This window comes from Bacillus oleivorans, assembly GCF_900207585.1.
GTDB lineage: Bacteria > Bacillota > Bacilli > Bacillales > JC228 > Bacillus_BF > Bacillus_BF oleivorans.
In genome coordinates, this window is record NZ_OAOP01000006.1 from 251503 (window position 1) to 265720 (window position 14218).

Genomic DNA, 14218 nt, shown 5'->3' on the forward strand with positions numbered 1-14218 from the left:
AAGCGTTCAGTTGTCGCTTCCCCTCAAGTTATTTCCTTTTTTCATTAGTGTGATATGTAACAGTTCTTTCTCGCTTCTCTTTTTCCTCTATCCGTTCCTGTTCCTTTTTCAATTCTTCTATTTGGGAGCGCAATTTAGTTTGACAGTTATTACATAGTTTCCCCTCGCGGATTGGTGTGCTGCATTTTTCACAAGGATATGTGAGACTAGGAAATTTGCTTAACTGAAGTCTGCCTTTTTTTATAAATTTTATAATTTGTTTCTCAGGTACTCCTGTTCCCTCAACCACCTGAACCAAAGTTGCTGTTCGATTTTCTCGTTGCCTAATAAATGTATAAACAGTTTCAAACTGCTTTTCTTCTTCCTTAAAGCATTCATCACAAACATCCCTAAACGCACTCTTTACAAAAAGCTTGTCGCAATTCGGACAATTAGATAGTTCTGGCATATTAGTCCCCCTGTTTGTTTCTCCCATCTTCTTGGTTTCTATTATACTGACAAGCTTTTATTTTGGCGAGTGTCTGATAGATTAACCCCTGGCGATAGTTAGAGATAGAACCTCTTTTGCACCGTAATATTTGAGAATTTTGGCGGCGTGACGGATAGTTGCGCCAGTGGTGTAAATATCATCGAGAATAAGAACAGATTTGTCTGTGATTGATTGGTCGCTGCTCCATTGAAATATATTCTCTTGAAGGAGCCGTTCATCTCTTGCTTTTTTGGATTGTTTTTCACTGTGCTGGCGTGTTAAAAGTGAGGAGAATGTAAGACCCCCCGCTTCTATTAAAATCCCTTCTGCTTGATTGAAACCACGCTCTTGCAGCCGCTCTTTTGAAAGTGGAATTGGCACAATCAAGTCTGGCTTCAACTGTTTTATTTTAAGATTTATGCCTCTTTTAAAAATGTTTGCCAGTGCATAGTCACCGCGAAATTTGTATTGACTAATAATCTCTTTTAAAAACTCATTGTACAGGAAGAGTGATTCATTTATTCTAAGGACTCCCTTCCATTCGGGATCTTCCTCCCATCTAAAGCAGTCATAGCAAATGTGACCTTTCCGATAGGCTGGAGCTAGCATAGCTAACGGCCGAGAACATGTAGCACATAATTCTCCTGATAGTGGTTCCAATTTTTCTTCACAATCCCCGCATAAAACAGAATGATCCCCATAAACAAGGGCGGTCCACGATGCTTCGGTCTGTCGTTTTTGATGACAGAATAAACAATCCGGATAACGCAGCTGCTGAAAAAGATCAGTGATCATGTTCATAATAAATACCCCTCCTTTTTCGCAAGCCGGTTCATCTTTTCAATATGCTTCCTCGCCTTCACCATTTCTTCGGTTTTTCCATAGTGAAAAAAAGCGACCTCTCCACTTGGATAGACTGGACTTCTCCCGACTCTCCCCGCTATTTGCACAAGAGCACTTTCGGTAAAAATCCGCTCCTCTGCACCAAGCACGGCAACATCCAGATTCGGAAAAGTTACTCCTCTTTCTAAAATCGTCGTTGTTAAAAGCATCGGGGTTGTATGGTCGCGCATGGCCTGAACTTTTTCTTTCCGATTTGGATCTTCCGCATGGACAGCTTCGATCTTAGGGTGAAGGGATTTAAATTGCGGGAGAGCTTCTTCCATCAGCTTGATATGCGGGAAAAAGAGGAGAATTGGCTTTTCAGATTTAAGGCGCGAGTTAATCCATTTGAGTAAGGTGGCCGGGATTTGATTTCGTTGGAGCACCTTCTTCCAGTTTCCAATCCAGTAAAAGGTCGGAACCGGTAAAGGATGGCCATGATAACGAGCTGGGATTTGTACTGAGGGCAAACTGCCTTTTCTTGCGTTAGATTGGAAAGTGGTATTGGGAGTGGCGCTTAAATAAATCGTAGAGGATCCTTCTTTCTGCGCTTTTTTTACTGCATGCTGAAGGGTTTCATCAGCAGAAAAGGGGAAGGCATCGACTTCATCAATAATTACAGTGTCAAAGGCTTTTTCAAACCGATAAAGCTGATGCGTGGTGGAGACAACAAGCGGAGAAAATACATGTCGGTCCTCACTTCCTCCATAAAGGCCGACTACTTTAGTATCCGGAAAAGCAGCTTGCAGCCTCGGCAACAGTTCAAGTACCACATCCGTTCGAGGAGTCGCAACGCAAACTCTTTCTCCCAGTTGCAGTGCCGCCTCGATTCCCTGAAACAAAATCTCCGTCTTCCCCGCTCCGCAAACCGCCCAAACGAGCAGGTTACTCTTTGATTTCACAGCTTCAACCACTTTGTTCGCGGCATTTTGTTGGGCTGGCGACAGTTCACCTTCCCATTGAAGACTAAAAGGTTCCTTTAAGGGTTCTTGCCCTCTCCATGTATAAAGAGAACTGCACGCCGATACCCGTCCCATCCTTATACAAGCACGGCAGTAAGCACATTCCTTCCCACACCGGGCACACGGCATTTTATAAAATAATGATCTTTTCTTGTTGCCGCAGCGATTACAGTGGTATGAGCCACCTTGCTCAGTCACACCTGGTTTTAAAGCAACCAATCCTTCTTGTTTAGCTTCATTTAAAACCGTTTCGAATTCTGCTAACTCTTCCTTTAATAACACCCTTCCTGATAAAAACAACTGAAGATCTTCAAATTTCTGGGGAACGTTCAATTTAACATCTCCTTGAGGGTTAATTTTTTTAATAGGGGAAATGCGAGGATACAAAAAGGCAAACCAAATAAATGAGTTTGCCTTTTCATAGAGGTTGTTATTTTTTCATCCAGCCCAGACCCATGGCACCCTCACCTAAGTGGGTTCCGATAACAGGTCCAAAATAACTGATCATGAATTCTACATTCGGATAAAGCTGCTGCAGCTCTTTCATCCATTCCTTCGCTTCATCTTCGCGGTTCGCGTGGATAATAACGGCCTGAAGCGGCTCACCCTTATTCGCATCTTCGCCTAGAAGCTCAGTAATTCGCTTCATCGCTTTCTTGCGAGTCCGAATTTTTTCAAACGGAACGATCTTCGTATCAACAAAATGAAGCAAAGGTTTGACCTGTAGCAGGCTTCCAATCAAAGCTTGCGCACCTGACAGTCTTCCGCCTCTTTGCAGGTGGGAAAGATCATCAGCCATGAAGTATGCTTTCTCTGTCTTTTTCAAATACTCCAGACGATCGACAATTTGTTCAGGCTCGGCACCTTGTTGAGCAAGCTTTGCTGCCTCAATCGCATAGAACCCCTGAACCATACAGCTTGTTTCCGTATCAAAAGGGTACACTTTAATGCCTTCTACCATATTTCCGGCTGAAACGGCACCCTGGTAGGTCCCGCTAATCCCGCTTGATAAATGGACACTGACGATTGCATCATAATCCTTGGCAAGCTTTTCAAACAGCTCAACAAACTCCCCAACAGATGGCTGCGAGGTCGTCGGCAGCCTGTCTGACCGCTTTACCATTTCATAAAAATCATTCACATGAATTTCTAATTCTTCCCGGTACACCTCATCACCAAAGATAACGCTGAGCGGAATGTACTGAATGTTATACTGCTCACGAAGCTCCTTCGGTAAATAAGCCGTTGTATCCGTGACGACTACAGTTTTCATCGCTCTACCTTCCTTTTAGGTACTATTTTAAAAAATCATTTTGTGCTTGAAGGAAGGGCAAAAAAAAGAAAATAAAAAATAAAAAGTCCGTGTATGCCCGCTCCATCCTTCATTCAACTAATCTCTATTATTTTATATAAAAATAATCAAAAATGCATCAAACTCTTTCATTCTTGGAAAACTTCTCTATTTCTTGCTGAAATCCTTCTGGAAAAAGAAATTTTGAATGCGGACCCACATAACCGGCGTAGAGCGGCACATTAACCATGCAGGTTGGAGCATATCCGACGTGGAGCGTCACATAAACTATGCAGGTTGGCACGTATCCGGCGTAGAGCGGCACATTAACCATGCAGGTTGGCACATATCCGGCGTAGAGTGGCACATAAACCATGCAGGTTGGCACATATCCGGCGTAGAGCGGCACATAATCATGCTGGTTGGCACATAGCCGGCGTAGAGCGGCACATTAACCATGCAGGTTGGCACATAACCGGCGTAGAGCGGCACATTAACCATGCAGATTGGCACATAGCCGGCGTAGAACCGCACATAAACCATGCAGGTTGGCACATAGCCGACGTGGAGCGGCACATAAACTATGCAGATTGGCACATAGCCGACGTGGAGCGGCACATAAACTATGCAGGTTGGCACATATCCAGCGTAGAGCGGCACATTAACCATGCAGGTTGGCACATAGCCGGCGTAGAGCGGCACATATACCATGCAGGTTGGCACATAGCCGACGTAGTGCGGCACATTAACCATGCAGATTGGCACATAGCCGACATGGAGCTGCACATAAACTATGCAGGTTGGCACATATCATTCCGGACTCAGCAACCGATACCCAAATTTGAAACGCAAGAACCGTCCCCCCGTTTCACCCCTGTTTCAAGCCCGAACAAAAAAGACCGGTACAGAACACCACACAGTGTTCCATACCGGTCTCTCAAAAATCTGGACCTTGATTAACTTATAATCTATTAAACTACCTAACTTCCACCCAGCCATTTTTAATCGCCACAACCACGGCCTGTGTACGATCGTTTACATTCATCTTCTGCAGAATGTTACTTACGTGGTTTTTAACCGTTTTTTCACTAATAAATAGCGCTTCGCCGATACCGCGGTTGCTTTTACCGTCAGCCAGCATTTGCAGGACTTCGCATTCGCGGCGGGTTAACAAATGAAGCGGACGCTGAACTTCAGTGAAGTTCACCTGATAAGAAGAATCATCTTCTTCGGTTGCCAAGCGGCGGTATTCATTAACAAGGTTATGTGTAACCTTTGGATGGAGGTAAGAGCCGCCATCGGCTACGACTTTAACCGCTTCAATTAAAGCGTCTGCATCCATTTCTTTTAATAAGTATCCCATTGCACCTGTTTTTAATGCATGGGTTACGTATGTTTCATCATCGTGGATGGAAAGGATGATAACTTTTGCTTCTGGGCTCGCTTCAATCAATCGGCGAGTTGCTTCGACTCCATTAATATTAGGCATGTTGATGTCCATGATCACGACATCTGGTCTATGCTTTTGGACAAGCTCCAATGCGTCTTCTCCGTCGTCCCCTTCAGCAACGACACGGAAACTTGGTTCGAATTCTAGAATACGTTTTACACCTTCGCGGAAAAGTTGATGGTCATCGATAATTACTATGTTTGTCATGGAACCGGTTCCTCCTTATTTCCCATATCTCTATACGTAATTGGCTATTTCTAAGGGAACTTGGATTAAAACATGAGTGCCCTCTCCGATTTTGGAGTCGATCGAGAAGTTCCCCTCTAACAACTCGATCCTTTCTTTCATACCCATAATTCCAAAACTTGAATCCGATTTATGCTGATTAATATCAAAGCCTTTGCCATTATCTCGAATGGAGGCGTTTACCTTTCCGCATCTGAATTCAACCTTCACAGTAATTTCAGATGCCTCCGCATGCTTAATTGCATTTTGAATCGATTCCTGAATCATTCTAAATAAGGCAACTTCCAGTTTGGAAGGAAGGCGTTTTTCCTCGCCTATGAACGAAAAATTGATTTTGACCTTATTATAGTCTTCGACTGTATGTACATATTTTTTGAGGGTGGGGATCAAGCCTAGATCATCAAGTGCCATTGGCCGCAAATCATAAATGATTTTCCGGACTTCATAGAGGGCCGAACGAACCATTTGCTTTAAGCTTTTGATTTCATTGAGCGCTTCTTTGGCTCCTCTTTCCCGGAAAACCCGATCCACTAAATCTGATCGCATCAGGACATTCGCCAGCATTTGTGCAGGACCGTCATGGATCTCGCGTGAAATTCGTTTTCTTTCTTCCTCCTGGGCCTCGATAATCCGAATCCCAAAATCCTGTTTTCGTTTGGCATCTTCAATCACTTCGCCAAACACCTTAAGATCGCTCGTTAAATACTTAAGAACAACAGTAATTTGCGAAGCTAGCCGATCTGCCTGATCGATGGTTTCCTGAAGTCCAACGAGCCTGCGTTCAAGCTCGTCCCTTCTTTCACGAAGCTGCTTTTCTTCCTGTCGGTTCATCGTCAGTTCAGTTTGCAGCTGATGAGCCTGTTCGTAAGCACCTCGTACTTCTGCCTCGCTATATTTCGTAAAATCTTTGCTCACTTCGGATAAGCGTTTTCGTGCCATTCGGACCTTAGTCTCAAGCTTGTCCCCCGTATCAATGGTTTGCAGGACCATAAGCTTAATACTCTTCAGCTCATCAACAATACTTTGATAGTCCTGGCGGCAATGCTCCGAAATTTGAAAAATTTCCCCCTTGCTGTTGTCTACCGTTTTGACAAGCCTCTCGAGGATTTGATCCAACAAGCGGACATCCCATTTCCTTGAGACCATAATCCTACCCCCATGTCGTATGCCTTCTACCCATTTTAGTGCGATTTTTAATTAAAACACATATCTTTTCTCAAATATTGACGATTATCGTATACTATAAAATGAAATTAGCAGGACATACACATATGGTAATTTTTCCTATCATTATACCAGTTGTCGAAAAAAACCTAATGTGTCAAATCACCTATTTTATTGCGTAATTTCGAATTTATAGATAATTCTCTTCCTATAAAATAGGACATCTAGGCTACACTGTGACCATTATATCATGACCTGGTAACAGTTTTATAAAAGTTTTTTTACATTTGCTTTAAAGCACGAAATTTTTTTAAAAATAGAGAGGAGCTATCCAAATGCTTCCATCCTACATCACAGTTAAGGGTTATGGCGAACATGAAATTGAAATTCAAAAATCACGATTTATTGCACACGTCAGCCGGGCAGAGACTGAGAGCGAGGCGTTAGAGTTTATCCAAACAATAAAGAAAAAACATTGGAATGCGACTCACAACTGTTCAGCCTATCTGATTGGAGAAAATGATCTGATTCAAAAAGCCAACGATGACGGCGAACCAAGCGGAACTGCGGGTGTTCCGATCCTCGAGGTTTTAAAAAAAAGAGGCTTAAAAGATACAGTTGTTGTCATAACCAGGTACTTCGGCGGAATAAAATTAGGGGCAGGGGGCCTGATTCGCGCCTATGGAAAAGCGACCTCAGAGGGGATCAACCAGACAGGTGTAGTTGAGAGAACTCTTATGAGGGTGGTTTCAACGAAAATTGATTACACCTGGTTGGGCAAATTAGAAAATGAATTAAGAGGTTCCGTTTACGAAATTAAGGACATCCATTATTTGGATAACGTGATCATTGAAACTTTTGTCAAAGAGGAACAAGCAGACCCTTTTATTGCATGGATGACAGAGCTGACAAATGGCCAAGCTGATTGTACGTTAGGAGAACAGCTTTATCTTGAAAAAGATGTTTTCTAAGCTTACTAAACGGGCATAAACTGGATTACGCAATTATAGAAACGCAATTGTTACTATTTTGTCATTAGACGAAAATCGAATCTCGTTGTAAAATGTAGACTAGTGTCGTATAGTTTTAAGTACGATTTTTTGTTTTTTTCGAAAAGAGCCTCGAAATTAAATAGAAAAGAGGCATTTCTCTTTGGAAAGGGAGAACTGTAAATGAATCAAAATAGACATCGCTTTAGGATGGAACAAAAAAAGCGAAAACGCAAAAGAGTCTTTCTTTGGGTGCTTGTTCCACTCTTAGTCCTAGCAGTCGGATCTTCCGCCTATTTGGCTTACTTATATAATGTTGCCAAAACGTCAGCCGAGGAATCTTATGATGAAGATTTTAACCGGGAGACGAAGTATCGGAAGGAAGCTGTTAATCCCGAGAAAGATAATGTGTCCGTTCTCTTCATTGGAGTCGATGACAGTGAAAGCCGTGACTATGGGGAAGCAACTCGCTCTGATGCATTAATGCTTGCGACGTTTAACGTCGAGGATAAAACCGTTAAGCTTGTCAGCATTCCGCGTGATTCTTATGTATACATCGATGAAGTCGGATACTACACAAGAATTAACCACGCCCATGCATATGGCGGACCATCCTTGACTATGCAAACCGTTGAAGAGCTTTTAGAAATTCCAATTGATTACTATGTCCGTTTAGACTTCTATGCGTTTATGGATGTTGTAGATGCGTTAGGCGGTATTGAAGCTGAAGTGCCATATGAAATCTGGGAAAAAGATGCAGAAGACAACAGAGAGGCAATTCACCTCCTCCCTGGTATGCAGGAATTAAATGGTGAAGAAGCGTTAGCCCTCGCCCGTACTCGTAAACTTGATAACGATATGGAACGCGGCAAACGCCAGCAGGAAATCTTAAAAGCTATTTTGGACAAAGCGGTTTCCGTTGGAGCTATCACGAAGTATCCAGAAATCATGAGAGACATCTCAGCCAATACAAAAACCAATCTAACCTTTGATGAGATGAAATCATTTGTGAACTACGCCTTAAGCGGAGATCTTCAAATCGAAAACCTCCAGCTAAAAGGTTCAGATTCAATGATTAATGGAGCGTATTACTATCAGTTAGATGAAGCAGCCCTTGCAGAATTAAAGGCTGTGCTGCAGACGCATTTAGAATTAGAAGGCACATCAGTTGCCAAGAGTGATGACGAGGATTTAACGAATTAATCATAAAGATAAACAGTGCTCTATTTGATAGGGCGCTGTTTTTTTGTTCTTTCACTGGTTTATTGAAAAAATCAATGTAATGAAAAAATAGAAATCGGGGCGGCACATAAACCACGCGGAACGGAACATTAACCGCGCAGGGCGGCACATTAACGACGCGGGGCGGCACATTAACAACGCGCTAGAGGCACATAAACCACGCGGGACGGCACATAAACCACGCGCTACGGCACATAAACGACGAAGAACGGCACATAAACCGCGCAGGACGGCACATAAACCACGCGCTACGGCACATAAACGACAAAGAACGGCACAAATACTTCCCGCAACGGCACATAAACTGTAAGAAATCACCAGTCTAAACCGAGACTAACATAAGAGATCTCTATTCCCCATTAAGTAAAAAAACCCCGCAGGTAGTTTCCCTGCGGGGCTCATTAGTTCATCGGTTTCTAATCATTTTAAGCAATGGTTTGTAGTTTTTGCCTACGAGTCCTGTTAGCTCGACGACGATTTCGATGGCAAAGAGGATTAAGAATCCTACGATCACCGCTCCCCACATTGTGGACATGGAGAAAATGAAAGCCGCTAAGCTAAACATCGCTGCCATTGCATAAATGAGTAGTACGGTTTGTCTATGGGAAAAGCCTAACCTTAGCAAGCAGTGATGCAAATGCGATTTATCGGGTGCTGATAATGGCTTTTTATTCACGATTCGCCGAATGATGGCAAAGAGTGTATCAGAAATTGGAACACCGAGTATAATAACCGGTATGATTAACGAAATCGCTGTAACGTTTTTAAATCCGAGAAGCGATAGAACAGCGATCATATAACCTAAAAACAACGCACCGGTATCACCCATGAAAATTTTCGCTGGATGGAAGTTGTAGAACAAGAACCCAATGGTACTAGCTACAACAATGAGTCCCATTGTCATTGCGAAAACATCGCCTTTTAGGAAGGCCATACCAGAAATTGTGATCAAAGCAATAGACGATACGCCTGCTGCCAATCCATCCAAACCATCGATTAAGTTAATCGCATTGGTTATGGCTACGATCCAAAAAATCGTAAGCGGAATACTCATAAAGCCAAATTGAATTTCTCCGCCAAATGGTAAGTTGATGAAATCAACTCTTACACCACCGAGAACAACTACAACCGCAGCTGCAATTTGCCCGAGCAATTTCCACTTCGCCGAAAGCTCAATCATATCATCCAAAAATCCAGTGATGATAATAATGACACTCCCGATTAGGATAGGTGCTGCGTAAACATCTTCTGGCTTTACGATGAGAACGCCGATGATAAAGCTTAAATATATCGCCAAGCCTCCGAGCCGAGGCATGATTTTTTGGTGAACTTTTCGTTGGTTCGGTTTATCTGTTGCTCCAATTTTTATCGCAAAACGTTTGACTAACGGTGTTAGAACGATCGAGGCAACAAAGCAAATTGCTAAGGTGACATAAACATCAACCATGATATACCTCCCTGATACTTAGCATATCCAAATGTATTTGTAATCATTTCGAAAGAATGTGCATAAACTGTTGTTATTTTGGTAAAACTCTTAAAGAATGTCAGCACTATAAACTATTTCATAGTACGGATCAGGCATATCCAATATGCTTCTCAATATTTACCAGTGTCTTTTTTGACACTCCTAATCGGTATTATAGCATGCTAGATTTAAAAATAGAATTCTATAATTTAAATTTAATATTTTTAAATTTTCATAAAAAAGGACAATTTCCACGTAGAAATATTCCCCTGATTATTTCCCCTTTTTGACTCATCCTTAAACCGCGCTATACCGAAAAATAAATTCCTCTTTAATAAGACGTTCGCGAACGAAATAAGTTGCAATTTTTTCTAGTTTGCTAGACGTGTAGTCAATACCTGCGTAATTTGGTATGATTATTCTTTAGAGAAACCTTTCAACAATAAGGAGCGGACATACATGATGCCCTTTTTAAAGAATACCAAGAATCAGCCAGAAAAAAAGTTAAAAAAGTATTACAAGCTTGTTACCGAAATAAATAATTTGGAACCAATAATTGCAAAGCTTTCGGACCAGCAGCTTCGGGATAAAACAATCGAATTTAAAGAAGCTCTGCAAAACGGCAAAACGATTTTCGATATCCAGGTGGAAGCATTTGCGGTTGTCCGGGAAGCCTCAAAGCGCGTCCTAAATATGCGACACTTTGATGTACAGCTGATCGGTGGTCTTGTATTAACCGAAGGCAATATTGCGGAAATGGCAACCGGAGAAGGTAAAACGTTAGTTGCTTCCCTGCCGAGTTATCTTCGAGCCCTAGAAGGTAAAGGGGTTCATGTTATTACAGTGAATGAATACCTAGCTCGCCGTGACCGTTCGATTATTGGTAAAATCCATGAGTTCCTCGGTCTAACAGTTGGTCTCAACCTTCCTATGATGGAAACCGATCAAAAACAAATGGCGTATAATGCTGACATTACATATGGGGTAGGTCAGGAGTTTGGCTTTGACTACCTCCGTGATCATATGGTCAGAAGTAAAACAGACCGTGTTCAGCGCCCATTTCATTTTGCCATTATTGATGAAGTGGATAGCGTATTGATTGATGAAGCGAAAACACCTTTAATCATCGCGGGAAAAATGAAATCTAGTCCAGAACTTTATAAAATTGCAGCTAAACTGGCAAAACGCTTTGAACAAGATGTGGACTACGAATTTGATGATGAAACAAAGGCTACCAGTTTGACGGATGTAGGAATTCAAAAGGTTGAAAAAGCCTTTGGCGTAGACAACCTGTATGAGTTAGAGCATCAAACGCTTTATCATTACATGATTCAGGCTGTACGCGCTCATGTTATGTTCAAACGCGATGTTGACTACATTATTAAAGACGGTAAAGTTATGTTAGTCGACATGTTTACTGGCCGAATTATGGATGGCCGAACACTTAGTGACGGACTTCATCAGGCAATTGAAGCAAAAGAAGGCGTTGAAATTACAGAGGAAAACAAAACACAAGCCTCCATCACGATTCAAAACTATTTCAGAATGTATCCGAAACTCGCAGGAATGACAGGTACAGCGAAAACGGAAGAAAAAGAATTCTTGCAAGTATACGGAATGGAAGTTGTCCCAATCCCAACGAATATGCCTGTTATTCGTGAAGATTTAAACGATATGGTTTTTGCAACAATTGAAGATAAATATAAAGGCGTTGTTGAAGAAGTAAAGGCACGTCATTCAACGGGACAGCCAATCTTAATCGGTACAACCTCAATCCTTCAATCCGAAAAGGTGGCACAGTATTTAAAAGAAGCTGGTTTAAAATTCGAATTATTAAATGCTAAAAGTGTTGAGCAGGAAGTTGAATTAATTTCTGCTGCTGGTCAAAAAGGCCAGATTACAATCGCTACCAATATGGCTGGCCGCGGAACCGATATTATGCTTGGTGAAGGAGTAGCCGAACTCGGCGGTCTCCATGTTTTAGGAACAGAAAAACATGAATCCCGCCGGATCGATAATCAGCTTCGAGGACGGGCAGGACGTCAGGGAGATCCAGGTTCATCTCAATTTTTTATTTCTATTGAAGATGAAATGTTCCGCCGTTTTGCCAAAGATGATGTTGAAAAATTCCGCAAAAAGATGAAAGTAGACGAGATCGGTTATATTACAAACTATAGTGTTGATGAATTAGTGACACGAACTCAGCGGATTGTGGAAGGCGCTAACTTCTCAATGCGTGAGTACAATTTAAAATTGGATGATGTCATTAATGAACAAAGAGGAATAGTTTATAAACTTCGAAATCGTGTTTTAGACGAAGAAAACCTGATCCCGCTCGGTGTAGATATCTTCGAAGCCGCATTAAAGCATTCGCTTGAAGAAACGTGTCCTGAGGATGAGGATCCGGTTGAATGGAATTTTGAACGGCTAAAACGGATCGTTCAACAGCTACTGCATGTTGAATTAGATATTCATGACGAAAATGTGGATGACATTGAAGATATATGGAAACAACTAAAACCAATCTACAACGAGTGGAAAACGGAAGTACTAGCAGACGAGTATAATGAGACTGCTCAATACTCTCTGCGCTTCACAATGCTAAATGTGATCGACCATTATTGGATCCGTCATTTAGAAAACATGACTCGATTAAAAGAAGGCATTGGCCTTCGCTATTATCAGCAGGAAGATCCGGTTCGTATATATGCCAGAGAAGGCCTTGAGCTCTTTTCAAGAATGTATGCTACAATTGAAAGAGAAATCTCGCTTAATATGGCCAATCTAATCAGAGCATTGAAACAAGAATCGGAGGTAGAACAATGATCCCTTTTTTCAATAAGAAAAAGGATGGAAACTTAAAGAAGAAGGGTAAGGATTCTTCTTTCTCATCAGATGAATTGCAATTGGAGAATGGAAAAACCGGGATCGAGGAAGAAATTCACCCTGAGCTTTCCATTCATCCATCATGGAATATTAGCCCAGAAAAACAATATGTATTTCGCTTTTTAAATAATGACCTAGATCCATTAAAACCAAATCAAATCTCTCTCGCCGGTATTGAAATTGACAGAGAAAATGATGAGGTTTTAGTCACTGCATTCGTTCGTAACAGCTTACCGAATGAGGTACTGCTTCATGAAATCGAATTACTGCTATTAGACGAAAAAGATCAAATCCTGGCTAGACACTTTTTCAACTTCGAGGAACTTGGAAAACTGCCAGCCAACTCAAGCCGTCCTTGGGTATTTAAGTTTCCAAAGTCCGCTGTAAAAGCAGACGAGCTTCCTGAAGAAAACTGGAGACTTGCCTTTAATCTAAATACAATGAGACAGCATCAACTGGATTTAGACCCAAGCTGGAAAGAACATGTGAATGAAGATCAGGTTAAAAAGTTAAATGAAATTATAAATAAACTCCCTGCCTTAGGGAAAAATGAATTTAACCTAACTGGTTTAGAATTGAAAAAACTAGAGGATGGCCGACTCGCAACAACCGTTTTCCTTCGCAACGGAAACAGCCAAGATATCACTGTTTCACAGCTCCCGCTACAAGTTATGAGCGGCGACGGCAAGGTTGTAGCAAAAGGTCAATTCGAACTGCCAAACATGGTCGTCAAAGCCAATACATCAAAACCATGGACCTTCATCTTCCCGCCAGAGCTGGTAGTAGAGGAAGAAATACCTGCACGGTGGATGGTGTCTGTGGCAGGGCAATAAATTTATATTTGAATGAACCCATTGGATGAGAGTCTGGTGGGTTTTTTTGTTGTTGTGGAACCTCCCTCGGTTTCGGGCATTCCTCCCCCTCCAGTTTCGTGCATGCCTCCTTCATCCTTCGACAAACTGCAGGAAATTTCGGGGCGTAACAGGCACGAACTGACACTATCTACCGTCCGGCACACACCACAACCGGCACTTCCATTCACTTCCCCAGACAAAAAAACCACTCCCCCAATCATGATCTGAACCCAAAAAGTTAGACACAGAAATTTAGGCAGCTACTTGGGCATGATTTCGGTATTGAACCGGACTCATGCCTTTTAATTTTGCCTT

At 42.0% G+C, this 14218-nt stretch carries 12 protein-coding genes; 4 read left to right on the forward strand and 8 right to left on the reverse strand.

Features of this window, described 5'->3' with window-relative positions; translation table 11 throughout:
- Positions 1–28 precede the first annotated feature (28 nt).
- From CRO56_RS14885 to CRO56_RS14915, 7 genes are all read right to left on the reverse strand, one after another.
- On the reverse strand, positions 29–448 hold the full coding sequence (locus tag CRO56_RS14885; RefSeq protein WP_097159406.1) for a TIGR03826 family flagellar region protein: 420 nt from the start codon (positions 446–448) through the stop codon (positions 29–31).
- A gap of 81 nt (positions 449–529) precedes the next feature.
- Complete coding sequence (locus tag CRO56_RS14890; RefSeq protein ID WP_245855906.1) at positions 530–1270, reverse strand: ComFC family protein; 741 nt, start codon at positions 1268–1270, stop codon at positions 530–532.
- Positions 1267–2646, reverse strand: coding sequence for an ATP-dependent helicase ComFA (locus CRO56_RS14895; protein WP_245855908.1), 1380 nt, complete (start codon positions 2644–2646; stop codon positions 1267–1269). Before CRO56_RS14895 ends, CRO56_RS14890 begins: the two co-directional genes overlap by 4 nt.
- A 97-nt stretch (positions 2647–2743) precedes the next feature.
- Positions 2744–3586, reverse strand: coding sequence for a DegV family protein (locus CRO56_RS14900; protein ID WP_097159408.1), 843 nt, complete (start codon positions 3584–3586; stop codon positions 2744–2746).
- 306 nt (positions 3587–3892) lie between these two features.
- Positions 3893–4357: a hypothetical protein gene (locus CRO56_RS22670; RefSeq protein ID WP_142305219.1), complete on the reverse strand. Its 465-nt coding sequence runs from the start codon at positions 4355–4357 to the stop codon at positions 3893–3895.
- 223 nt (positions 4358–4580) lie between these two features.
- Positions 4581–5261 carry a response regulator gene (locus CRO56_RS14910; RefSeq protein WP_097159410.1) on the reverse strand — a complete coding sequence of 227 codons (681 nt, stop codon included), beginning with the start codon at positions 5259–5261 and terminating at the stop codon, positions 4581–4583.
- A 30-nt stretch (positions 5262–5291) separates the two neighbouring features.
- Positions 5292–6446, reverse strand: coding sequence for a sensor histidine kinase (locus CRO56_RS14915; RefSeq protein WP_097159411.1), 1155 nt, complete (start codon positions 6444–6446; stop codon positions 5292–5294).
- Between the two features lie 353 nt (positions 6447–6799).
- Here CRO56_RS14915 and CRO56_RS14920 point away from each other — a divergent pair, with 353 nt between their 5' ends.
- Both CRO56_RS14920 and CRO56_RS14925 read left to right on the forward strand, forming a co-directional pair.
- The gene (locus tag CRO56_RS14920; RefSeq protein ID WP_097159412.1) at positions 6800–7435 is read left to right on the forward strand and encodes a YigZ family protein; all 636 of its coding nucleotides are present in this window, start codon (positions 6800–6802) and stop codon (positions 7433–7435) included.
- 201 nt (positions 7436–7636) lie between these two features.
- Positions 7637–8656: an LCP family protein gene (locus tag CRO56_RS14925; RefSeq protein ID WP_179714296.1), complete on the forward strand. Its 1020-nt coding sequence runs from the start codon at positions 7637–7639 to the stop codon at positions 8654–8656.
- A gap of 445 nt (positions 8657–9101) precedes the next feature.
- Here CRO56_RS14925 and CRO56_RS14930 read toward each other — a convergent pair whose 3' ends face one another.
- On the reverse strand, positions 9102–10142 hold the full coding sequence (locus CRO56_RS14930; RefSeq protein WP_097159413.1) for a glycosyltransferase family 4 protein: 1041 nt from the start codon (positions 10140–10142) through the stop codon (positions 9102–9104).
- A 480-nt stretch (positions 10143–10622) separates the two neighbouring features.
- Here CRO56_RS14930 and secA2 point away from each other — a divergent pair, with 480 nt between their 5' ends.
- Together secA2 and CRO56_RS14940 are read left to right on the forward strand one after the other, a co-directional pair.
- On the forward strand, positions 10623–12989 hold the full coding sequence (secA2, locus tag CRO56_RS14935) for an accessory Sec system translocase SecA2 (RefSeq protein WP_097159414.1): 2367 nt from the start codon (positions 10623–10625) through the stop codon (positions 12987–12989).
- On the forward strand, positions 12986–13882 hold the full coding sequence (locus tag CRO56_RS14940) for an accessory Sec system S-layer assembly protein (RefSeq protein ID WP_097159415.1): 897 nt from the start codon (positions 12986–12988) through the stop codon (positions 13880–13882). Before secA2 ends, CRO56_RS14940 begins: the two co-directional genes overlap by 4 nt.
- Positions 13883–14218: the final 336 nt, after the last annotated feature.